Annotated in this window: 26 protein-coding genes; 17 read left to right on the forward strand and 9 right to left on the reverse strand. The window is 60.9% G+C overall.

Features of this window, described 5'->3' with window-relative positions; all coding sequences use genetic code 11:
- Positions 1-124: 124 nt before the first annotated feature.
- The 3 genes from VA596_RS04265 to VA596_RS04275 form a co-directional block, all read right to left on the reverse strand.
- Positions 125-736, reverse strand: a complete 612-nt coding sequence (locus tag VA596_RS04265) for a hypothetical protein (protein ID WP_323323802.1) — start codon at positions 734-736, stop codon at positions 125-127.
- Between the two features lie 480 nt (positions 737-1,216).
- Positions 1,217-2,785: an ATP-dependent nuclease gene (locus VA596_RS04270; RefSeq protein WP_323323804.1), complete on the reverse strand. Its 1,569-nt coding sequence runs from the start codon at positions 2,783-2,785 to the stop codon at positions 1,217-1,219.
- A 491-nt stretch (positions 2,786-3,276) separates the two neighbouring features.
- Entirely contained in the window at positions 3,277-3,939 is a 663-nt protein-coding gene (locus tag VA596_RS04275) for a hypothetical protein (RefSeq protein WP_323323806.1), read from the reverse strand.
- Between the two features lie 242 nt (positions 3,940-4,181).
- Here VA596_RS04275 and VA596_RS04280 point away from each other — a divergent pair, with 242 nt between their 5' ends.
- The 3 genes from VA596_RS04280 to VA596_RS50630 all read left to right on the forward strand — a co-directional run bounded on the left by VA596_RS04280 (position 4,182) and on the right by VA596_RS50630 (position 5,074).
- Positions 4,182-4,358 carry a hypothetical protein gene (locus VA596_RS04280; protein ID WP_323323808.1) on the forward strand — a complete coding sequence of 59 codons (177 nt, stop codon included), beginning with the start codon at positions 4,182-4,184 and terminating at the stop codon, positions 4,356-4,358.
- A 117-nt stretch (positions 4,359-4,475) separates the two neighbouring features.
- Positions 4,476-4,892 (forward strand): hypothetical protein, encoded by a 417-nt coding sequence (locus VA596_RS04285; protein ID WP_323323810.1) that lies wholly within the window; start codon positions 4,476-4,478, stop codon positions 4,890-4,892.
- Positions 4,808-5,074 (forward strand): putative T7SS-secreted protein, encoded by a 267-nt coding sequence (locus tag VA596_RS50630; protein ID WP_410171839.1) that lies wholly within the window; start codon positions 4,808-4,810, stop codon positions 5,072-5,074. Before VA596_RS04285 ends, VA596_RS50630 begins: the two co-directional genes overlap by 85 nt.
- Before the next feature lie 73 nt (positions 5,075-5,147).
- On the opposite strand, the gene VA596_RS04290 is transcribed toward VA596_RS50630, so the two are convergent.
- Both VA596_RS04290 and VA596_RS04295 read right to left on the reverse strand, forming a co-directional pair.
- Positions 5,148-5,684 carry a DUF5343 domain-containing protein gene (locus tag VA596_RS04290; protein ID WP_323323812.1) on the reverse strand — a complete coding sequence of 179 codons (537 nt, stop codon included), beginning with the start codon at positions 5,682-5,684 and terminating at the stop codon, positions 5,148-5,150.
- Positions 5,685-5,898: 214 nt separating this feature from the next.
- Positions 5,899-6,999 (reverse strand): hypothetical protein, encoded by a 1,101-nt coding sequence (locus VA596_RS04295; RefSeq protein WP_323323814.1) that lies wholly within the window; start codon positions 6,997-6,999, stop codon positions 5,899-5,901.
- 258 nt (positions 7,000-7,257) lie between these two features.
- Between VA596_RS04295 and VA596_RS04300 the strand changes: the two genes are divergently transcribed.
- Positions 7,258-7,497 carry a helix-turn-helix domain-containing protein gene (locus VA596_RS04300; protein ID WP_323323816.1) on the forward strand — a complete coding sequence of 80 codons (240 nt, stop codon included), beginning with the start codon at positions 7,258-7,260 and terminating at the stop codon, positions 7,495-7,497.
- A 10-nt stretch (positions 7,498-7,507) separates the two neighbouring features.
- On the opposite strand, the gene VA596_RS04305 is transcribed toward VA596_RS04300, so the two are convergent.
- Together VA596_RS04305 and VA596_RS04310 are read right to left on the reverse strand one after the other, a co-directional pair.
- Positions 7,508-8,023, reverse strand: coding sequence for an NUDIX hydrolase (locus tag VA596_RS04305; protein WP_323323818.1), 516 nt, complete (start codon positions 8,021-8,023; stop codon positions 7,508-7,510).
- Positions 8,020-9,279: a helix-turn-helix transcriptional regulator gene (locus tag VA596_RS04310; RefSeq protein WP_323323819.1), complete on the reverse strand. Its 1,260-nt coding sequence runs from the start codon at positions 9,277-9,279 to the stop codon at positions 8,020-8,022. The genes VA596_RS04305 and VA596_RS04310 overlap by 4 nt, the downstream gene beginning before the upstream one ends.
- A 264-nt stretch (positions 9,280-9,543) precedes the next feature.
- Between VA596_RS04310 and VA596_RS04315 the strand changes: the two genes are divergently transcribed.
- The 5 genes from VA596_RS04315 to VA596_RS04335 all read left to right on the forward strand — a co-directional run bounded on the left by VA596_RS04315 (position 9,544) and on the right by VA596_RS04335 (position 12,793).
- Entirely contained in the window at positions 9,544-9,789 is a 246-nt protein-coding gene (locus tag VA596_RS04315) for a hypothetical protein (RefSeq protein ID WP_323323822.1), read from the forward strand.
- 121 nt (positions 9,790-9,910) lie between these two features.
- Positions 9,911-10,324, forward strand: coding sequence for a hypothetical protein (locus tag VA596_RS04320; RefSeq protein WP_323323824.1), 414 nt, complete (start codon positions 9,911-9,913; stop codon positions 10,322-10,324).
- Between the two features lie 7 nt (positions 10,325-10,331).
- Positions 10,332-10,610: a hypothetical protein gene (locus VA596_RS04325; protein ID WP_323323826.1), complete on the forward strand. Its 279-nt coding sequence runs from the start codon at positions 10,332-10,334 to the stop codon at positions 10,608-10,610.
- A 27-nt stretch (positions 10,611-10,637) separates the two neighbouring features.
- The gene (gene tgmB, locus VA596_RS04330; protein ID WP_323323828.1) at positions 10,638-11,624 is read left to right on the forward strand and encodes an ATP-grasp ribosomal peptide maturase; all 987 of its coding nucleotides are present in this window, start codon (positions 10,638-10,640) and stop codon (positions 11,622-11,624) included.
- The gene (locus VA596_RS04335; protein ID WP_323323830.1) at positions 11,621-12,793 is read left to right on the forward strand and encodes a methyltransferase domain-containing protein; all 1,173 of its coding nucleotides are present in this window, start codon (positions 11,621-11,623) and stop codon (positions 12,791-12,793) included. Before tgmB ends, VA596_RS04335 begins: the two co-directional genes overlap by 4 nt.
- 235 nt (positions 12,794-13,028) lie before the next feature.
- Here VA596_RS04335 and VA596_RS04340 read toward each other — a convergent pair whose 3' ends face one another.
- A complete protein-coding gene (locus VA596_RS04340) occupies positions 13,029-13,370 on the reverse strand; it encodes a hypothetical protein (RefSeq protein WP_323323832.1) in 342 nt (113 codons plus the stop codon).
- A 904-nt stretch (positions 13,371-14,274) separates the two neighbouring features.
- On the opposite strand from VA596_RS04340, the gene VA596_RS04345 reads away from it, so the two are divergent.
- Positions 14,275-14,805 carry a hypothetical protein gene (locus VA596_RS04345; RefSeq protein ID WP_323323834.1) on the forward strand — a complete coding sequence of 177 codons (531 nt, stop codon included), beginning with the start codon at positions 14,275-14,277 and terminating at the stop codon, positions 14,803-14,805.
- Positions 14,806-15,252: 447 nt separating this feature from the next.
- Here the strand turns inward: VA596_RS04345 and VA596_RS04350 are convergent, their stop codons facing one another.
- The gene (locus VA596_RS04350) at positions 15,253-17,109 is read right to left on the reverse strand and encodes a hypothetical protein (RefSeq protein ID WP_323323836.1); all 1,857 of its coding nucleotides are present in this window, start codon (positions 17,107-17,109) and stop codon (positions 15,253-15,255) included.
- 94 nt (positions 17,110-17,203) lie between these two features.
- On the opposite strand from VA596_RS04350, the gene VA596_RS04355 reads away from it, so the two are divergent.
- The 7 genes from VA596_RS04355 (at position 17,204) to VA596_RS04385 (ending at position 21,785) form a co-directional block, all read left to right on the forward strand.
- Positions 17,204-17,578, forward strand: a complete 375-nt coding sequence (locus VA596_RS04355; RefSeq protein WP_323323838.1) for a hypothetical protein — start codon at positions 17,204-17,206, stop codon at positions 17,576-17,578.
- Between the two features lie 194 nt (positions 17,579-17,772).
- A complete protein-coding gene (locus VA596_RS04360) occupies positions 17,773-17,982 on the forward strand; it encodes a hypothetical protein (RefSeq protein ID WP_323323840.1) in 210 nt (69 codons plus the stop codon).
- A 65-nt stretch (positions 17,983-18,047) separates the two neighbouring features.
- The gene (locus VA596_RS04365) at positions 18,048-18,215 is read left to right on the forward strand and encodes a hypothetical protein (protein WP_323323842.1); all 168 of its coding nucleotides are present in this window, start codon (positions 18,048-18,050) and stop codon (positions 18,213-18,215) included.
- Between the two features lie 128 nt (positions 18,216-18,343).
- Positions 18,344-18,595: a hypothetical protein gene (locus tag VA596_RS04370; protein ID WP_323323844.1), complete on the forward strand. Its 252-nt coding sequence runs from the start codon at positions 18,344-18,346 to the stop codon at positions 18,593-18,595.
- Positions 18,592-18,942, forward strand: coding sequence for an MT-A70 family methyltransferase (locus VA596_RS04375; RefSeq protein ID WP_323323846.1), 351 nt, complete (start codon positions 18,592-18,594; stop codon positions 18,940-18,942). The genes VA596_RS04370 and VA596_RS04375 overlap by 4 nt, the downstream gene beginning before the upstream one ends.
- A complete protein-coding gene (locus VA596_RS04380; protein WP_323323848.1) occupies positions 18,915-19,214 on the forward strand; it encodes an MT-A70 family methyltransferase in 300 nt (99 codons plus the stop codon). Before VA596_RS04375 ends, VA596_RS04380 begins: the two co-directional genes overlap by 28 nt.
- 288 nt (positions 19,215-19,502) lie before the next feature.
- Positions 19,503-21,785 (forward strand): helicase HerA domain-containing protein, encoded by a 2,283-nt coding sequence (locus VA596_RS04385; protein WP_323323850.1) that lies wholly within the window; start codon positions 19,503-19,505, stop codon positions 21,783-21,785.
- Positions 21,786-21,813 lie beyond the last annotated feature (28 nt).

The following is a 21,813-nucleotide window of genomic DNA, read 5'->3' on the forward strand; positions in this document are numbered from 1 at the left end:
CGGACCGCCACACCCCTTCATGCGCCCCGCGCCGGGACCCCTCGCCCCGCCAAGCCCCTAATTCCGCTTGCGCTGGTCCGCCGACGTTCCGCCAACGGGACCAGCGCAAGCGGGTCTGTGTGCTCTAGCCGCGGAAGAACGCCCGACAGCGGTCGTGAACCCAGTTGACGTAAGTGATCATCGCGCGACCACCCTGAGCCGACTGCTGGTAGGCCCAGCTGATCACGAACGGCCATGACTGCGGCAACGCCGCGATCACGAACGCCGCACCGATCGGCACGCCGACGCCGATGATGCAGCCCAGGTAGTTGCCGAGCCCACGCCAGAACGACGGATCGGCCGTGACCGGGTACGTGACGTTGGCGCTCCGGTGGCTGACGGTCTGGATCAACTGCTGGCCGTCCGGACTGACGCTGAACTGGGTCGGGACAGCGACGCCGTTGGCATCCTTGGCCCACGGTGCTTGCACCGCGAGCACTAGGCCCTCACTCCCGTCGACGACCATAGCCGTGCCGCCATCGGCCAGCTCGATGTGTCCGCCACCCGGAATATCCACCTTGTAGGGGAACTGTTCGGGCGCCCTGGCACTGTCGATCACGGTCAGCATCCGGGCCCCGCCGTCTTCCGTGGCCTGCACGGCGTTGGCGGCTCCATCGCTGGAGGGATAGGCGACGGTTCCTGGAGCAACCTGCGTGCCGTTGCCTGCGGCGTCGGCGTTCGGCAGCTCGATCTTCACTGCCGGACCACCTCCCGCCGCTTGGAGCCCCACGCCATCGCTGGCGTCACGCGGGGCATCGACGGTTGTTCCCGCCACAGTCGTGGTAGCCGCGGAGTCCGCGTCCGCCGTTGCCGAGACTGTGTCCGAGCTGGCGAGAATCCCGGGAACCGCGGCAAGCGCATGAGCCGTCTCGGCCGGGGTCACGGCGGCGGCGTCTGCGGACGCCGGCTGGGTGATGCCCAGCACCAGGAGCATGGCCGCTGCCGCGACCGTCGTATGTCTTCGCACGGTGCTACACCTTTCGGGAGAAGCCGACTAGCTAGTAAGATTTCCCGTTGCCTTTCATCAACGGTCTAGCGATCTTCTGCCCCTCAAGGTCCGAAAAAGGTGCTCCGCTGTTAACGCATCCCCGGTCATTCACTCGAACGAGCTATTATTTGCTTCGTACGGCTAAGGTTTGCTCGAATCGGACGAAGCGGACATCTTGCAGAAAAGTGACTAGCCGTCGAAAAGCTTCATATCAATCCTTCTCAAGAAGTCGACAACCTCGGCAGCAGACTCCTCAAACTCGCGCTTTGCCTCATCAGCATTTACCTCGCACCAGGTCTTGACCTGTTCAAGCAGTCGGCGCTTTGGCTCGCGCTTCTCACGATGAGACAAGACAAGGATACGCTGCACCTCTGGAGCGAAGCGTGCTGGATAGAAACGTTCGAAGTCTTGTTTGCTCCAGGTTTGGAAGTGGTCTTCTGGCCATGACTTGTACGCAGCACGGAGTGATTGAACTGTCTTTTTCCCCAGGTCGTCGCCGTCAACGACAACCCAGGCTCGGCCTTCGTAATGTTTTTCGAGGTGGGCATACAGGAACAGTCGACGGAAGTCCTCAAAGGCTGGTTCAACTTTGCCGACGCCATTCGCTGAAACCAGCTGGATACGTGCCAGTCGGGGCACAAACCACGGAATGAGGTAGTTGCGGATGATGGCCTGCGCCGACGACTCTTCAAGCAACAGCCAACCGTCAGCTAGATCGAAGTCGAACAGCTCGTAACCCAGTTCGCGAAGCACGGCAATGCGCGCCTCCGGCGTGTTCTCGATCGGCGTGATGGTCGAGGTTGGTATCGCGTCCTGCTTGTAGTCGGCTAGTCGCACTGACAAGATTTGACTGTTCGGTGCGGCACCCAAGTGCTTGACCACGACATTGGAGTGCGTGGAGATAATGAACTGATTAGTCTCAGACTTGTCCACGATGACATTGAGTAGCTTTTTGAGCCCCTCTGGGTGAATGTCATTCTCAGGCTCTTCAATGAGAAAGACTTTGCCCTCAGCCATGCAGAGGTCAACGATCAGGCCGAGCAGGCTGCTGACACCTTCACCCATGGCTTCTAAGGGGATGGTGTCGTAGTCACCAATTTGCAGACCCGCTTCCTTGCCCTCTTCGGACTGATACGCTGTGACGCGAAACCCTAGTACTGCGTCACATAAGTCGAAGTAGGTTTGAGAACGTGTGTAGCCCGGATTCGCCAGGCGATCGATCTTCGCAACGAGATTGCTCAAGTCGCCGCTGACTCTTCGAGCACGATTGATGTCCACGGAAGGCGAGAACCCTACTACTTTTCGCTTTGAAAAGTAAGTATACAAGAAGTTATTGGGCTCGCCTGCAGAAATCTTGCCACTGAGAGAATACCGATTTTCGCCCACCTTCATGCTGGGCGTTTCGAAGGTTAACCTATTGCCCGCTGGTGTAAATCGAAAAACTACCTGCGTGTGCCCGTCGACAATATCATACGGGTTCCGGAAGTACTTCTCATCATACGAGATCCGGAAGTACTTCTCAATTTCTGATTGAATATCACGGCTGCCAACGTGGCACCCTACTACCGCACCAGTTGCTTGAAGACGCAGGTCACGCAACGTTGCCGGCAACCCATCCTGAAGCTGGTGTACAGCCCGAATGAAGGCTGACTTGCCACTGTTGTTTCGGCCGACCAGGAGGTTTATCTGCTCAATATTGACCCGGCCGGTATGGTCGAAGCTTTTCCAGTTGTCGATCTCAACGGCAAGCAGGCGCATGCCAGTAGGCTAGCAAGACAGTGAGCGAGGGACCGCTCGACTTGCTTGGGCAGCCTCATTGACCCTACAAGCCTTGCCCTTGTGTAACCCAACTCGGTCGTACAGCGATGTAGTGCTGTCGGAGGTGAGTCCATGCGGCAACGAGAAGTACAACTCAGCGTCAGACAGGCAGTGTGGGTCGCGCTTTCCATGGCCTTCTTGGCGAGCGCCCTCGCACAAGCGGTCATCTACGTGACAATGACGACCAACTGGGTGCTCTGGTTGGCCAGCTTGTTCGCACTGGTCGCCATTGGTAGCTGCTGTGCAGCATGACGCACTCCGGCCGAAGAGCAAGTCAGCAACGCTGTTTGTGAATGCCGAGATGAGCATCCAGGATGCCAACTTCCCGCATCATCAAAGATCAAGTTATGCTACGTCGCTCCCGACCATGGGGAAGTCGGAACTCCTCAATAAGCGGAACCACTCCGGTGTTCAACTGTCTCGTCTGGATGTCACGCTGGATATTTGATCGCAAACGCCTGTATTCCATCGATCAGCTGACGGACGTCGCTCTCGACATAGTCGCTGTATTGCCCATGTGCTGCCGAGTTCCGCAAAGCGAGCCATGACGTGATCTGCTTCTGCTCAAGGCCACCATAGACTAGCGCCTTCTTCAGGTCAGCGTTCATCGTGTCAGCCTTCTTCGGCTTGCCAGCCACAGATATCGGTACACCGTGCTTTATGCAAAGCGCGCGTATGTGTACCTCCAAGGAAGAGCCAGCAATAACCGCCGCAGCATCCTTGTACTTTTTCTTCAGCAACTCTTCGGCCATGTCGAGGTAGTCCTTGTGAGTATCAGCGTGAACCAGCTCGACAACTGTCGTAAGCCAACCTGCCTGAATATCTTCCTTCATAGCCAGAAGCAGATCATTCAGTCTAGGTAGTTCCAGTCGAGGGCTTAGAGGTCGGATACCGTGCGCTTCTCGTGCGTAGACACTGTCGCGCGGAGCGAGCCGCTGGACAGCAGCCTGCATGCGGGTCGCGAGCCGACGAACGCTGTTTTCGTCGGCACTATGGCGAACCAGCTTGCCCGCTTGCTCCAACGTGTCGTATTCCGCAAGCAGTGAGTCAATCTGCACCAGGACGTCTTGGGTAGTGTTCACGATGCCCGCCATCTCTCAAAACTAAGAGACTTGCTCCACATGCCGGAGTAGGTTCTCTCAGTATTTTGCCTTAACGCTCTGGGAAATCCTGGCCGCCACGCCGTCCGCCAACGCGCGCCAGTTGCCTGTCCTGTGAGAACGCCAGCACAAGCATTGCTCGACGAGTCGCCATGGCCGCGGTACCCGATAGCTGGCGGAGGACTCACTCCTTCGAGATCTTGCCGGAGAGGCATCAAAGGGGCTGAGCTGTCCAGATGGCCGATGTCGCCGGACAGTCAAGCAACCGTGTTCGCGTGATCTTGCCACACGGGCTACCAGAGTTGACACCAGCCGTGGCACGCAGCTTGCTCGCCGTTCTTCTCGAGTTATCCGACAAGAAGCTGGAGCAGGCAGCCAAATCTCAGCAACAAGATCGAGAACCGCTGATCTGATCCCGACTGCTCGGACTGCCTGCGTCCGAACGGGTGACGGCTAAGAGGTGTCGCAGACAGTGTCTGACCTGCCCCGTAGGGTTGACGCCGATCTTGGTCATCCACGGGGAGGGTGCGATGCCAGACGGTTTTGCTGTCGATGTCGAGGCGCTGAAGAACGCCGGGCTTGGCCTGTCTGACCTGCTCGGCGACCTCGACGAACTACAGGTCGAGAACATCGACTGCGACCGGAAGTTCATCGGGCACACCAAGCTGGCTGACTCCTACGAGTCATTCACGACCCGTTGGGCGCTCGGCGTCGAGAACCTGACTAAGGGCGGCCAGCATTTGTCCCGCCGCTTGGTCGATGCGGCCGGCGCCTACAGCAAGGCGGACCAGGCGCACGAGCACAAGCTCAAGGGCATCTTCGACGACACCGGCGCCGACCCCAGGCGCGACGGTGATGAGCGATGGCTGAACTCGGCGAGACGGATGATCCGAAGGAGTTGGTGCCCGGCGAGGCCGCGGAGATCCGGGCGTCGACCGTGCATCTAATGGTCTACGGAGATGCCATGGTCCGCGTCGGTGAAGGCTTCAAGAAGCTTGACACTGGCGGCTGGTGGTTCAGGCCCGCCGCCGATGCCTACCGCAGGCGGACCCATGCGGAACCGACTCGCTGGCTGACTGCTGGGGACGCCTTCCACGCCGATGCCAACGCGATCAACAGCTTCCGATAGGCGACACCTGATCGAGTGATGCGAGCCCGCTCACGCAAGGCTAACCTTGCCGTACTCGATTGTAAGATGCTCTCTAGAGATACTTGCTTAGCGCCCCTACGAGATCCTGATCAATCAGAGCAGTGCCCTGTAGGCCATAAATCGAAATGGTTACACCACTCTTCGGAGCCACGCTCTCATAGATCTCGGGTGATACAGAAACAGCCTTTGTATTTGCAACTTCGTACAACGCGCGGAAGCAGCGCGCCGCATGCTTGCCCCAGAGATCGCTTCGGTTAGTGACACTCGTCAGCGCTTCTGAAATCGCCCTGGGCGACTGCTGATAGGGATCATCATACCGCTCGTATAGGCATGCGTAGCGTTCTTCAATAATTGGCCGGAGGGTTGCCTGAGGATCTTCTTGGTAGTGCCACCATACCTCAGTGGGCGTAGCATCTTTATTGATAAACCCAAACAGTTCAAGCATCCCAGTAAGACTCACGGCGTTCCGGTGGATACAATCAACATGTTCTTTTACGAGCTTAACTGTAATCTTCTGATCTTTCTCAACATCCGGGAGCTTACCGAAGAAGTTGTTGATACACTCAATGGGAACGACGGGAAATTTCATAACTGGCCTCGCTTAACAACGTACACATAATACCACAGGGAGCAGGTTTTTGCATGAACGTGTGATTACGCAATGTCGCCTCATCTTGACTTTTGCAGTCAAACAGTCCGCCTGCGTGAACCTGCAGATGCAAAAACAGTTATGAACCGAGGCTTGTCGTGGCTCTACCAATCTACTTCGAACAGCACCCCACCTTAGGCTATTTATTCGATTATTATGATGTTTTGAGCTCCTCGTCTAGGACCCAGACGAACGCGACGCCCGCCCGCGGGAAGACCCACCGCTCGAAGCTGACGTCGATCGTCTTGACTGGTGTCGATGCTGCCGACGTCTCCACACGAGAAGCAGTCGGGCTGGCGAAGTAGTCGATGACGTTGACACGGCGAATGCCGGCGTTGGCGTAGTCGAGCTTGACGTGAACGCCCTTGGTTGGCCGCGGGATGTCGAGATAGAGCAGGTGGCCGTGGCGTTGCACCAGCACACGGTAGGTGTAGGAGATGGTCACATCGCGGCCGACTACTTCCGGGCCGAGGCTCACGGTCGCCTGTTGACTGCCCTCCCTGGTCGAACGGCGGATTTTCCTGTCTTTGCCGTCGACCGACAGGCGAACCAGCGTGAAGACTTCAGGGTCGGCGGCGTCGAGAGGTACCGAGGTATCGAAGTACCACCGCCCGGCAACGGTCGGATCGCGCCGCAGGTCTCGGTACTCCGACTCGTCGGACAAGCAGACGAAGCGCATCGTCGGACTGACCGGGCGTACCTTGTACTCCCACCGAACCGTGGCGACGAACATCGATCCACGCCCCTGAGCTGGGCCAACTTCCCATGGACTCAGCGAAACCGCGATGTCAACGTCCCGCCATCTCTCCGGTGAACGGATGACTTGCTCGCGGAGATCCGCATAGGCCTCAGCCGCCAGCTCGGGATCGTCAACGCGCAGACCGATCGTGTTCGCTGCGATCCGGTCGAGGGTCTCATCTGAGGCAATGTTCTTGAGCCGATCAGGGCTGGCAGCGAAGCTGTCTAGAACAGCATCGACAAGCGCAGGCGCTTCTTGACGTAGGGCTCTGCGAAAGTTCTCGGTCGCCCGCGCGTCTGCTTCTTTGCGGGCGTAGTACTCGAAAATTAAGCCGAAAACGCCAAGGCCTAGAAAGGTGCTGCCAAGCTCCTTGGTCGGCCACCCCACCAGCCAGCTCAACGTCGGCACACCCTCGACATGCTGTGCCAGAAAGAGAAGAGCAACACCGATCACGGCGGTCACGAGGCCGGCAAGCCGGAGTTTGGTCTTGTAAAGCTGGTCGAGCAAGTGGTTCATCTACTACTAGTTTATTTGAATTGGTATTCAAATAAAAGTGTGAAGTACTGCAAGGGCGGCGCCCCCTCCAACGAGCTCCGGAGAGGGCGCCGCTTTGCTACCGCCACGGATCAGGTGCCGCCGCCTCCGCCATCGCCGCTCGCGCTACGCATCTCATCACCTCCAATGACAAGATCGACGAGAGGTCGCCGTGTGTACGACCCGCAGCGACAGTATCCGATTTTGGGATATTGACAAGCGTCGCGGTCGGCTGGCTCCGTGGACAAGTCGATCTACTCTGCGGAGTACCTGCGCCTCTGCGCGCTCCTGCGGGAACTGCGCTTGGAAGCTGGGCTGACGCAGGTACAGGTCGCCAAGCTGCTCGACGAGCAGCAGTCTTTCGTGAGCAAGTACGAGGCTGGCGAGCGACGTCTCGATGTCGTGGAGCTGCATCAGATCGCCAGAGTCCTTCAGACCAGTGCGGCCGCGGTCGTCCAGCGGCTCTGGCCGCAAGACTGACTGTCGGTTCTTACCCAGCAGTCTCGTCCCCGGCTGACTCGAGCTCCACGTAGGTGGACCGGCCGTAAGCGCGGGCGTCGAGCCCTTTCCGCAACTGCGCCCATAACCGCGACTTGAGCAACGGCTCGGCTTCGTCCAACGTCACGAACTGCATGCCGGCCAGTTCGTCGTCGGCCAGGCGAAGGCCTGCGATCTCCGCCTCGTCCATGACGCCGCCGTCAAAGAGGAACACCAGCTGGTCGTCCCACGGCCCATGCGGCGGTACCCACTCGACCAGCAGTAGTCGCCCGATCGTCAGCGTCAACCCAAGCTCCTCGTGCAGCTCGCGCTCGGCGGCGACCCGCGGCGGCTCGTTGGCCTCAGCCATTCCGCCGGGTATGTCCCATCCCTCCTTATAGGTGGGATCTACCAGCAAGACGCGGCCAGCCTGGTCGGTTATCAGGACGTCGGCGGCGACTCGCTTCCGAGCCTGCTTGGCATTGCCTTCAGCGAGGTAGGCGAAGCGGGCGGCCTCGTCGTCAGTCACACCGGCCACGCCGTGTCAGCTTCCGAAGCTGTCGCAGGTTGCAAGACATGAGTGCATTCTGCCAGGAACAGCTGTACTTCGAGCGCTGAGCGGTGCGGCTGCAAGACAGTCTTGAGGTCGGTCAGTCGGTTGCGGACACGGGCCGAGGTGAGTGAGCCGAGGGCCGCGCACACCTCGCGCCCGAGCGAAGCCGCCTCGTCGATCTCGCCGCCGCCGACGAGTACCTCAGCAAGGGTCAGCTGCCCGAAGGCGCGGCTGCGAACGCGATCACCGACGCGCAATTCAAGAACACGCCGGGCCTGGCGCTCTGCCTGCCGTCGGTCTCCCAGAGTGTCGTAACAAAGCGCTGCTTCGCTGGCGAGTGCGGCTTCGTCGAACTGGCTGATCCACTCCGCCGGTCCGTCTTCATGCAGACGTTCGAGAACGCGCTCCGCGTCGACGAGCGCCTGGCGGCTGGCGTCCGCGTCACCTTGCATGGCAAGGCCGCGAGCGGTCATGGCGTAGAGGCGAGCTGTCAGCCGCTGGCGGCCGGGCCCGCGTTCAGCGTGGGCCAAGCCGACCTGAGCGATCCGAACGGCGGCCTTGGCCTGGTGGAGCTGGCCGGCCAGATGGCTCATGCTGGCCGATATATTGGCCAGAAGTGCCGGGTGATCTGCCGCCCTCGCAAGCCGGTACGACTGACTGAAGTGCCGCTGAGCATGCTGGTCGTAGCCGCTGTCGTGGGCCATCCAGCCAGCGATCTCGGTCAGCGAAGCGGCCGCTTGGAATAAGCGCTCCCCGAGGATGTCGCTGGCCGGGTCGAAGAGCCGCGGGCTGATCTCGGTTTGCAGGTACGTGACCACCGTCGGGTAGATCTGACCGCCGCCGACCTTCCGATCTGCCACCTGGAAGGCCGTGGCCATGGCCTGGATGGTGGCGAGGTCGGCCTGTCGATCCGGTTGCCTATGATGAGGGAGGCGCGTCGCTGGCAAGGGACGTCGCTGCCCGCTTGCGGGACCAATCGCGTCGGCGTCGGGACTCTCGTGTTCACCGGACCTTTCGACCGCCGGATCCACGTGAAGTAGTTCCTCGAGCCGAGCCGCGCTGACGTGCAGGACGGCGGCCAACTTTGGGCGCTTATACGGCAGTGGCTCGGTCTTGCCGGACTCCCAGTTGCCGATCGTCTTGACGTCGACCCCAAGCACCTCGGCGAGCTGTTCCTGCGTGTAGCCAGCTGCTCGTCGTGTCCGTGCCAGTTCGTCGCGCTTGGCGACCATACGCGCCCCTCCGTATACGGCCTGTGCCGCCTGGTCACATTACCGCAGGTCAGCCCCACTGATTGGGTTTCTTTTGCGCCAAATTTCCCGATCTTTTCCCTGGGCCCCAGTGGTGCGGTCGACCAAGGTCAAGACCGGCAGCCGGCGCCGAGGTGGGCGCCCCGCCCCGAGGTGTCACTGGCCGTTCTTCTCCCGATGGCCAGACGAGTCCCTCGGTGTCGGCTGCCGTCCAAGATCGATGACGAGATGGACGGAGCGGTCGCCATGGCCGTACGAACGATCGACCTGCGTAATAACCCGCAGGTGTCCTGCGCCTGGCAGCGACGACTGAACCGACTGTCGGCCACCCTGACCGAGCGAATCCCAGAGCCCGTGCAGCTCTACAGCCTCATCACCTTGACGTTCGTGCTGCACGAACCGAACCCGGCCACGGGTACCTGTGCGTGCTGCGAGACGGCCTGGCCCTGCGAGATTGTTCGGCACGCCTACCGACTGCGCGAGGGCTTCTAGAGATCATGACCGCCATCTTCTCTCGATACGGCGGTTTGCCGCGAGAGCGGCGTCCGGGTCGCGTCACCAGCCGAAATGCCTGCCCATGCCCGCTCGCCGGAACTAAGGGCGAAGTACGCCGATGGTGACAGGCCTCTCCCTCGACGACCTCCTCACCGAGCTGCGCCGCCGAAAGTGGACGCTCTACCTCTTCGGTAGGCCGGATTCGCCGGACCTGTACGCGGCCACATGCCGGTGGCTCACGTACACCGACGTCCTCATAATCCGCGACGAGCACCACGCCACCGCGTACCGAACACCGACCTTCCCCGACACCGACGTCTTTCGCCCATCGGTGGTCTCCTGGCAATACGGCGCAGACCCGCTATGGACTCTGCGGGCCGTGCTCACGATCGGCGCGCCGGGGCAGGCAGACGCGCCTTTTCAGGTTCTCGCCCCGGCTCCAGACGCCGGAGTTCCCCTCGAGATGGGTCGGCCGGTCACGATCCGACCGACTGGCCTGGTCCAAGACCCAAAGCCGAAAACGGCATGGTGATAGGGAAATGGAGAAGCAGATAATGACAACCCGTATGTCACTCACCGACGCAGACGAGCGTTTCGGGCTTGGCGTCCGCCGGGGCTTCATTCCGACGGCGAAGCCCGTCTCGGACACGGAGGCCACCCCCTTCGGTCTGACGCTGCGGATTGCCCCCGCCTCCCGCAACGTCGTGGTCCTGCGCACCGGAACCGGTGCCACGATGGCCACCGAAAGCGTGACCGAGCAGTCCACCGACGGCAACGACGAGGGCGACACCCGCTACGACGTCGCCAACGACATCTGACCCACCGACGAAGGACGCGCTTACGCCATGAATCTCGAACCAGACGAAGTCGCGGACACCGTGCTGGTGTTGACGGAACCGAGCGATAAGTCAGCCGACCTGGTCGTCCGGGAGCTGGAGCGCCGGAACGCGCAGGTATTCCGGGCCGATACCGGCGACTTCCCACTCTCGTTGAACGTGAGCGTCTGGTTCGATGGCTCCTGGCACGGTGAGATCCGTAGTCCCGACGGCGCGGTCGGCTTGCGCGACATCCGCAGCGTGTACGTCCGCAGGCCGACCGCGTTCACCTTTCCGCCGTCGATGAACGACGCCGAACAGCGCTTCGCCGCGCGCGAAGCCCGTCGAGCGGTTGGTGGGCTCCTGATGAGCCTGCCGGGATGCACCTGGGTGAACCACCCATCCAAAGCAGCAGATGCGGAGTACAAGCCGCTCCAGCTGGTCACCGCTGCGGCGTGCGGACTGGCCGTACCGCGCACCGTTATCACCAATGTCCCGGGCGATGCTGCCGATCTCAGCGGACGCCTGGGCGGCTCCGTGGTCTACAAGACACTCTCGGGCGCCTCCGTCTCCGATGGAGAGCGGGTATCGCTCGTGTACACGACACCGGTCACGGTCGCCGACATGGCCGATGACCGGGTTGCACTCACGGCGCACCAGTTCCAGGAGCGCATCCCGAAGGTCCGGGACGTGCGGGCCACCGTCGTCGGCAGACGTGTATTCGCCGCGAACATCCTCGTCGACGACGACGCCGGCGAGTTGCTCGACTGGCGCGCGGACTACCAGGCCTTGCGCTACGAACCCGTCGACCTTCCCGAAGGCGTTAAGTCGGCGCTCCTGACGATGACCGAGCAGCTCGGGCTGACCTTCGCCGCGGCTGACTTCGTCGTCACCGCCGACGACACGCACTACTTCGTCGACTTGAACCCCAGCGGGCAATGGGGCTGGATAGTGGACGCGACGGCCCTCCCCATTGCGGAGGCGATCGCCGCCCTACTCACAGGAGAAGATCAGTGACCGACGCGACCGAGCAGGACAGAAGGCTTAGTCAGCTGTCCGCTGACCTCAACCACACGCTCATCGAGCGTCTGGCGACCGCCGGAAAGCTGACTGAACAGGCGTGGAGGACCGCGTTCGAGGACGTTCCTCGCCCTCTGTTCGCGCCACGCTTCACCCTGCCGGACAACTTGGGCGGTCATGCCCTCGACGTCGCCGACGGCCCCAGACGGGAGGAGTGGCTGCGCGCGGTCTACCAGGATGAGGCACTCCTCACTATCTTCGACGAGCGCGAGATGGCCACGACATCGTGTTCGGCACCGTCAGTGGTGGCGATCATGCTGGAGGCCAGCCAGGCGACCGAAGGGGACGCCGTGCTGGAGATTGGCACCGGGACAGGCTGGACGGCTGGACTGCTTTCCCATCGGCTCGGGTCGGCGGCCGTCACCTCTGTAGACATCGATCCGCGGTGCGTGGCCGAAGCGCAGGAACGGCTGGATCACCTCGGTCTGTGCCCGACGCTCGCGGTCGCGGACGGCTACCTCGGGTATCCGGCAGGCGGGCCCTACGATCGGATCATCGCCACCGCATCGCTGCGGCAAGTGCCGCCGGCCTGGCTTGGGCAGGTGCGGCCCGGGGGCACGATCCTGGCCGACCTGCGCGGCAACTTCGCGGGCAACCTCGCCCGCCTCACCGTGAATAAGGATGGGTCCGCACGCGGTCGCTTCCTGCCGGAACGAGTGAACTTCATGCCATTGCGCAGCGAGGAGGCCCTTGCTGACGAACTGCCGGGCTTGGCGTCTCGAGCTGTGAGCGCTCCGGGCCCGCACCGGAGTACCGGTCTCGGCCCAGCCGCCCTCCGCAAGTGGGACTTCGCCTTCCTGGCGCAGTTGTCGATGCCCGGAGTGCGAGCCGGCCGGATCAGGAGCAAGGGCGAGCCGCTGTACTTCTGCCTGACCGATCCGCGCAGCGAGTCATGGGCGCGCATCGCCGTGGACGCTAGCGGCGGCGAACGCGAAGTCACCCAGGGGGGAGACCGTCGCCTCTGGAACGAGCTGGAGACCACGCATGAGCTGTGGACCCGTCTGGATCAACCCCGTCCCGAGGACTTCACGATCATGGTTTCGCCCGAAGGCGGTCAGGTCGTGACTCTCCCAGGCATCGACGAGCGGTGGTCTCTGCCCTTGTAGCACGAAGCGAGACCGACTTCCGCGTCTTGGCCGAGGCCGGGCAGGCCGACTAGCAGGTGGTTTCACACAGCGGCACAACGAACGCACCCATCTGAGCATTGCCGCTACGCCGTCGGCGGTGTCCAAACGGGCGAATATTCGCTTGAATATTCAGTGCAGGGGAACGCGAGCCGGGCAGGGTCCGGGGCTGCCTTTTTCAGCCCCGGACCCTGCCCACCTTCTTACGCCCCGGCTATCAGCCGAGACGCACCCGGTTGGCCTGCCAGCGGCTCAGCCGCAACAGTCCCACCAAGCCCACCAGCGCGGCGCCAGCGGCGGCAAGTGCCACCGACCCAGCAAGCAGGATGCCGCAGATCACGGCTCCGAGCACCGTCAGCAGGAGAGCAGAGCGCCAGGTGTGCTTAGCGTCGCCGAACACCACCTGCCTCAGCAGCTCCCAGAGCGGATGCGGCGTTCCCACCTGCGCCTGTCCGTCGAGTCGCATCCGACGGCAGGCCGGCCCGAGCACCACGCTCGTCGGCGCAGCCTCTGCGGCCGGCTCGGCGACAGCCTCGAAGAGCTCGTTGAAGCCGACCACGTTGGAATCTTGTGTGAATGTGAGCCGATCGGGGGATCGTCGCTCTGGCATGTCGCCACCCCGCGGCGGTAACGTCGACATGTTCGTAGCCTCTCTCGATATTTGCGTGTCGGATCAGGTATCGCGGACAACTACGCGGCTCCCAGTGACAGCTGGGAGCCGCGTCTTCACGTCTCCTGGGTTACCCCGGGTGACGCTGACATCATCTTGGCGGAACCGGCACGCCTACCGATGAGTAGATCGGGCTAGAGCGAGAGCAATGCGCCGACCGGTATTTAGTGAACGATGAGCGGTCAAATCGGTGATTGTGTGTAACTAAGCGCTGGTCAGGACCCACATGGCGGCAGCAATGTTCACCCTTTCGTGTGTCACCGCTACTCATTTTTGGAATGACGCGGACAGATACATGACACTGCAAACACGTTGGAGTGAATGCGCTCAAATGATCTCCGGGCGCCACTGCGGCCGGTGATCAGGAGGTGCAAACGCCCGTGCAGGTGCAGCGGAGACGGTCCGTGCGAGTGCACGAACGCCGCCATCGGGCCGCGCGATGCCACCAACTGACCGGCACCGCCCACCGGAGCGTGCTCCTCGCAGAGTTCGAGACGAGCCGGGCCGCCGGTATCGGCTGGGCCGCCTTCGGCACTCCTGACCTGCACAGCTTCAGGGGCAATTGCTTTCAACCGGTCGTTTCGCGACCAGGACAGCGCCCGAGTCAACCAGCGCGAGCAGCTTGAGGTTTGGCACGTGCGGTCGATTCGTAACAGCTCGACAAGCACTACCGACCTACTCGGCATCGGCAGGCGCGCGGACTGGAGCGAAGATGGCGGATGAACCGGAAGATCCACAGCCTGCGCCTACCGAATCGAATGTCCCTGCGACGCCACGACGCCGGAAGTTGGCGATGCCGGCCGTCGTCGGTGCAGCGCTCATCGCGGCTGTAGCAGCCATTACCGCTGCGGTCATCAACAGCTCGGCGAGCAAGCCGTCCAGCAGCGCACCATCGCCGACGGGGCCGACCACGTCATCTCCGAGCGGTCCAGACACCACGGTCTGCAATGGGGACCCTGTCGACCTGTCCTATGGCGGTGACAACCTCGGCCCGACGGCGTATGCCGTCTTCACGATCAAGTGTGCACCGGCGGCCGGACGTGAGTACGCCTACGTGGTCGAGGCCGAAAACGTTGGTACCAACAAGCATCAGGAGTGGTACGCGAAGTACCTTCTACCCACGCAACCCGGGCAAGTTGCCAAGTACACCGTAGATCTCAGCAAGGACAAACTTGGAGACACGAACTGCCTGTACGCCGTCAACGTGACACCAGTCGGATGGCAGTCAATCAGAAGCAGCCTCGAACCTGGAGGCTTTTTGTTATATCCGCTACCTGATGCGCCACTCGTGTCTCAGAAGAAATGTGGGGCAAGGAAGTACTAGCGAGCCACCGGATGGTGATGCAGCAATGTCAGCAAGACGATGGTTCTAGGTAATGGATACAAATCGGCTGCTGATAACGAAGATGACGTAGACACTTCCACCGTAGCGAATCAGAGATAGACGACGCTGCGTCGCATATCAGGGGCCGTAAAAATCGGCCATCGCATCGCGCGCTTCGTTCTCACTGTTGATCATCTCGCGGAGCCCGCTGCCTGTGGCGTCCAAGTAGTGCGCGACGACTTCCATCGCTTCATGGAAGTGGCGCATGTGAACACGCGGGAGCGCTTCAAGAGTCGGCGACCCGTATTGCGCGACTGGATAGCAAGTGCCCTGATGCTGGGTCTAGGCTCTGCATTTGGGTCGGGATTCGTTCGACGTCGTTAACTCGGGCGCGGTCGTCGTGCGGTTACACATCAGAGACAGTGTCGCTCATCGCCCACGGGAAATCTACGAGATTTCTGTTCGTTCATTGCCGAGCGCCCTCACTTTCTCGATCGCTTGCCTGAGGCTTGGAATCAGCGCAAGAAATTCCTTTGCGCCTGCTGTGCTACCATACACCAGCTCGAACCAGTAAGGATGTATGATTGGGCGCCCGCCTTCATGAAGCGCTGAATACCTGCCAACTATCGTTGATGTCATCATCTTGGATATATAGTCGACGACGGAGTCCTTTTCTGGCGCTGTTAGCGTGAACTCGTTGGGTTTGGTCCTCAAGCGGAAGAAGACATTATGTAAGAACTGCCATCCACTGCAAGTTTGCAGGAAGGTGCGCTCACCTTCTGTCGCGTTCCGTGCGTATAGACCGTTATTTTCTAAGCACGTCGACTCTACTTTCTCGACTATGGCGTAGTGGAGTTCTACGCAAGCCTTCAGAACCTCGACTGCTCGCGGGCGGAACTCGCTCCGTAAAACGAGCTGCCCTAAGGGATGCATAACGTAGAAAGTCTGATTTCCGCGCGAGTGTTGCCGAAGAAGGCTTGCGTCTAACAAATGTTTTATTGCCTGGAGGCATGAAACTAGCGACAGGTTCGTTCCAGACGTTGCCCTGGTGTATGCAATCAAGTCGACTTCGAGGAGCGGGACGTCACATTCAAGAAAACTCAATCCTGCCAGCAGTCGATGTGCAATTGGGTTGTAGATCGCTAATTCAGCGGCAATACGATGAAGGATAACCGAGAGTACCTGACCATCCTCCGTCTGTGCGTGACCTGCGAGTTCTGTAACATCTGCTCGAAATTCTTGGCCAAACTGCCAAGCGGATACCGACTTACCTTCAAGTAGCGAGGATGCATACTCCATAATGAGCGGATGCCTAAACAACAGGCTGGCAAGTTCCTCTAGCTCTCTAGCTCGATGCTCGGGCAGTTTGCGACGCAGCAGCGCAACCGATTCCTCGATCGTCATCCTCTCGACTTCGATCACCTGACCGCGACCGAGGAAGGATGAGTCGCTCATTCGACTGGTCACTAGTACGCGACTTTTATACAACGTGGCAGGTAGTAGATGGCGTAGCTCGGCTGTACTTTTCAAGTTATCCAAAACAACCCACTCAGGCGCCTGGGGGCAACTAAGTAACGCCGAGAGGTACGTCGCCGGATTATCGGTCAAGACAACCTCTCGGCTGATACCTACCGAAAGAAATGCCGCTTGTAGATCTAGCTCTTCCAACTTGCCGTCCCGCACGCGAATGAAGGGGGCACGAGACTCGGTTAGTGCTTCCGCTAAGGTTGTCTTGCCCATGCCTGCCTGGCCGACGAGGGCGACTAGTCGGACGCCGTCTCGTGCAAGCCGGGCGAACTCATGGTGAATGGCTTCGCGGGGAACGTAAGCAGGGTTAGAGTTCTGCGCCATATCGGAGAACTCATCGCGTAATTCAGGAAGATCTGTAGGCTCATTTGCAACTACTAAGCAATCGGCGACGATCTGATCCGCCAGCGCACTTAGCGCCGCCTTTTCTTTGGTCCGCCTAAAAACGTGAGGGTCAAATTCACCGGCAAATTTTGCTGCCTGCTCACGCAGCGCATCAGTTCCTATCTGGTCATCGCCATCACGTAGCCCGAAAAGAATACCGAGCCAGTCCCGATACGGTATACGAAGTTTTGCCACCTCGTGCCGCAGTAGTAGCTCAATTACGGCTACACGAGTCATATTTGGTCGATGACCGGGAGCACGACGTGCCGCTTTCTCCAGCCGAGAAGTCTGTATAGCAACCAGGTCAGGGTCATTAATCCGCCAGTATCCACGGGCACGTAGGGTAACTAGCTCCTTCCGCACCTTGATGCTAAGCCCTTCTTCGCTCGTCATGTCCATATAATACGCGGCGGCCCGAACCGGCCCCAGTCGGCCTAGGCAGAGCCGGTTGACTTCTAAGAGAAATGGTTCACAATCAGATAATGTAATGAGTGAAGCACTGCCTCTTCGTCCCAAAGATGATAGCCCAATCGCCGCAAAACGCTTTGAGGCCGCGTGCATTGCGCGCATAACTGGACTTCTTGTCGAGGCGTTCACTGAAAAAATCACTGGACAAGATTGTGCGGACGGGGCGATGGATGAAGTCAGTCATCTGTGTGACTCGTTGGCCAAGCGAGACAAGGAGCTCGGGCGGTACCTAATCATCGCGCTTGAGACGCAGGAAGAAGCACGAGGCCATCAATTGATTACGAAATCGTTGCGTCAAGATCTAGACTTTCCACCGAATGTCCATCGGTATGAGCCGAACAAGCCTCCGATTCCTCATCCGCTCGAACCTGACCTTTTACAGTTCGACTACTAAGCGCTCGGGGTGGGAGTGTGTCCTGTTGATCTTTGTACGGCTTCCGTCACGGTTCTGTACGGCTCGTGTACTGCTTCCCTTCGCGCGCCTGGTCAGAATGGCTGCATCAGGCGCTGACCTGATGAAACCTCACTAGCCGCCTCGGAGGGAGGTACCCCCTGCACCGTGGACCCGGCCCCGTCATCGGCAGGTTGGTGGGCATCGTTTTTGGTCTGCTGGTCTTCGGGCTGTCCCTAAAGCTCTTGACCCTCATCTTGCAGTCCATCCTGCCCGCCGCCTTGTGGCAGATGGTTTCGGGTGGTTGGGACTTGTTGTTGTCACTACTCAACCCCGGCCTCGTCGGCATTGGCGCCGCGCTCATCTTGGGCGGCTTGGTCTGGGTATTCATCGGCCGGCGGCACTAGGAAGCGGCTAGTTTCCCGGCTGCTCTCTTTCTCTACACCTTCTCAGTCATTGGAGTGACTTCGTCATGCTCAAAATCGGATTGGCACTACTGTGCCTGCCGTTCGCCGTGTGGGTGCTCGGCATGATCTTGTACGCCGTGCTGCCGCCCTTCTTGTTCTGGGTGGTCACGGTGCTACTGGCCATCTGGGCGGGGCGGGCCATCGTGAAAGTGGTCGACGTTTCGAAGATGTAAGTGCACTTCGGACTTTTGCTGCCGTTGCCAGCCTTTGTGGCAGCCGCCTTGGGATCTAGACGAATCAATGAGCAGTACCGAGTTCTCACACAGTTCGCGAGGCATAGCCTCCGGAAGGGACATGGGCGATGAATGACGACACCAAGCAGACCGAGATCAGGCTGCGGCGGCTCGTCAAGTTGCTGGAAGACGTGACGACACGGCTTGAAGAGTTGGAAGAGGCTAGCGCCTTGACCATCTTCATCCAGGACGGCTTGGTCCAGGACGTCACCAAGTTGCTCGACCGCTTGGAGCGGCGACAGGCCAGGGAGCGCGAGAACTTTCTGAAGCAGGACGTGTTCGTCAACCGCACTGACCACGAGGAGTACAAGCCGTTGTGAGGTCCGGGCTCACAGCCTGGGACACATGCAGGTGTTCAGGCAGGGTCACGACCCAGATCGGCGGTGGACCCTGCTTGAACACCATTGAGGACGAGCGAAGGAGAGCGAACTACCCTTTGAAGACCTATCACACCATCTTGGCTGACCCGCCCTGGTCAACAAACCAGCAGGGCGCACGAGGGGCAAGCATGCACTATCCCCTCATGAAGCTGCGTGAAATCTGCGATCTGCCGGTGCAAGTTTTGGCAGCCGACGATGCGCATCTCTGGCTGTGGGTCACGAACTCCACCTTCCTCGAGGGGCTCCGCGTCATTGAGGCGTGGGGTTCTCGTACCGCAGCTGCCTGACGTGGATCAAACCGCGGTTTGGTCTGGGCAACTACCTGCGCAACCAGACCGAGCACTTACTCCTCGGCGTTCGAGGCCGAGCGCCCGTCCAGTTCAGGAGCCAGGGCTCCTGGTTCTACGCGCCGGTGCAAGAGCACAGCCACAAGCCCGAGGAGCAGTACGCGATCATCGAGCGCTGCTCCCCGGGGCCGTACCTGGAGCTGTTCGCCCGCCGCCGACAGCCGCGGTGGGACGTCTGGGGAAATCAGGTCGAGAGCGACGTGACGCTCTAAAAGAGCCTTTCAATCACCGGTCAGCCTATACCGATCGGTGCTGTGGAATAAACAATCTACTTGCAACCCGTTCTCAACTTGGGCATAACAAGAATATAGGGGGCAACTGCTCCAAGCTGGAGAAACTGACGTGCAGCAATGGTACGTGCGAGTCCGCGGTACGCCGCGGAAGGAAGTTGACACCCAACTTCTGACGCAAGCCCTTGTTGCACTTGGCAAGCAGCTTGACCGTGCGGCCGTGAAAGCCGAAACCCCATCGACAACTACTAAACCAAGAGAGGAGGAAGCATGAACCTACTTCTAGCGTTGCTCGTGGCCGGGAGCGCGGTGCTCGGCGTTATCGTCGGCGGTCGTTCCGCACTCGCCAAGCAGTGGCGGGCCTCGCTGGTGGCGTACCGCTTGCACCTACCGGCAGCACTCACACCGGAAGACACCGCCCGCTGGCTCGGCATGCTGGCCGCCTGCACCCACGGGCCGAAGTGGTCGCTGGTACCCGAGTCGCCGCTCGTCCTGGAGATCGAGGCCGATCACCGCGGCATCCGGCACTACTTGCTCTTTTCCGAACGGCGAACGGGCCAGGTGCTCAGTAGCATCCGGGCCGGCCTGCCCGGTGCCCGGCTCGAAGCGGCGCCGAACTACCTGCGTCGGCCCTTTAACGCCACGGTCGGGGCTGAAGCGACCGCCACCAGCCGGAGCCGTCCGCTAGCGACCGAACGGACCGACGCGCTCAGCAGCGCACTGCTGGCCAGTCTGCAGCCGCTCAGCAAGGGCGAGGTCATCCGCTGGCAGGTGACGTTCACCAGCGCCGGGACACCCGCGCCCATCCATGCGGCCGCACCACGTCCGCAAGATCAGTGGTGGTCGAGCTACCTGCTGGAAGGCGAGGCACCGCCGGATGCTGAAGCGGTCCGAGCGGCACGCATCAAGCAGAAAGACCAACTGATGCAGGTCACGATACGACTGGGCGTTCAGACCTCCAGCCGACCGCGGGCCCTGTCACTGCTGAACCGCACCTGGTCCACCCTGCACAACACCAACGCCGCCGGCGTCCGCATCGTGCGCCGCTTCCTGGCCAGCCAGGACGTCGCTGGGCGCCTGAAGCACCGATCGCTGCCGCTGACCGCCTGGCCTTTGCTACTTAGTACCGCCGAGCTGAGCGGCTTCGTCGGTTTCGTGGGGGCCGAACACCTGCCGGGCATCGCGACCGGCGCCGCCCGACAGCTGCCACCGCCGATGCGTATGCACCGCCGGTCCGTGACGTTGGGTCTGAGCAACTACCCCGGTATGACGGACCGACCGATCACCTTGGGTGCGGAAGATCGGCTCCGCCACCTCGCAATCGTGGCACCAACCGGTGCCGGAAAATCGTGGCTGCTGGCCCGCATGATTTTGAGTGACATCGATGCCGGTCACGGCGTATTCGTCATCGACCCCAAGGGGGACTTGATCTCCGACGTCCTGGCCCGAGTTGGCGACAAGGACGCCGACCGCCTGGTGGTCGTCGACGCCGCCCGCCGTGAACAGCCCATGGGACTCAACGTCCTCGGCCACGCCCGCGACGAGGCCGGCCGCGAATTGCTTGTCGACAACGTGCTGTCGGTATTCACGTCGATCTGGTCAGGATTCTGGGGGCCGAGGTCGGATGCAGTGATGCGCAGTGGCCTGAACCTACTGGTTAACGCGAGAGGCATGGACGACTCTCGTCTGACGCTGGTCGATTTTGTGCCAATGCTCACGCAACCAGGCTTCCGGCAGCGGCTCACGAAGCAACCAACTGTCCCACCGACTGTTCGAGATTACTGGCAACGCCACGACCAGCTGTCGGACGGTGACCAAATGGCGACTATTCGACCGGTGCTACAGAAGGTTGAAGCCTTTACCTCACGCTCAGCCATCCGCCTCATGCTCGGTCAGTCTAAAGGGATCGACTTATCCGCGGTCTTCCGAGAGCGCAAGGTCGTCCTGATCTCACTGTCGGAAGGCACGCTGGGCCGCGAGACTGCTAGCTTGCTCGGCTCACTCCTCGTCTCACTGCTGTGGCAGACGACGCTTGCCCGAGTAACGGTCTCCGCTGAAAAGCGGGCGCCTTTTTTCGCCTTTATCGACGAGGCGCCTAACCTAATGCGCTTACCTCTGCCGCTTTCTGAGATATTCAGCCAGGCCCGGGGACTTGGCCTCGGCATCACGACCGCTCTGCAGTTTCTGACACAGGCTCCCGACACCATTCGCGCAGCACTGCTCGGGACGGTTCGCTCGCAACTCACGATGGCGGTCGAGCACGAGGACGCCGTCATCCTCGCCAAGCGCTTCAGCCCGCTGACCGTTGATGACCTGAAGGGGCTGGCGCGCTTCGAAGCTGCCGCCCGGCTCTGTGTTGACGGCGTGACGCAGACGCCGGCCACCCTCACGACCCTGCCGCTCGATGAGCCAACGCGGGACCCCGATGAGTTGGCCACCGCGAGCCGAGAGCGCTACGGCGTCCCGCGGGCAGACGTGGAAGGCGCGATCGCCGCCCGAAGCACACCACCGACCGCCTCGTTTGGTCGTTACACCGCCGGAGCGACGACGTGAGAGGTTGTCCGCTCGTCCTACCGGCCGC

The sequence above is a fragment of the Amycolatopsis heterodermiae genome, assembly GCF_034929455.1.
In the GTDB taxonomy this organism is placed as follows: Bacteria; Actinomycetota; Actinomycetes; order Mycobacteriales; family Pseudonocardiaceae; genus Amycolatopsis; species Amycolatopsis heterodermiae.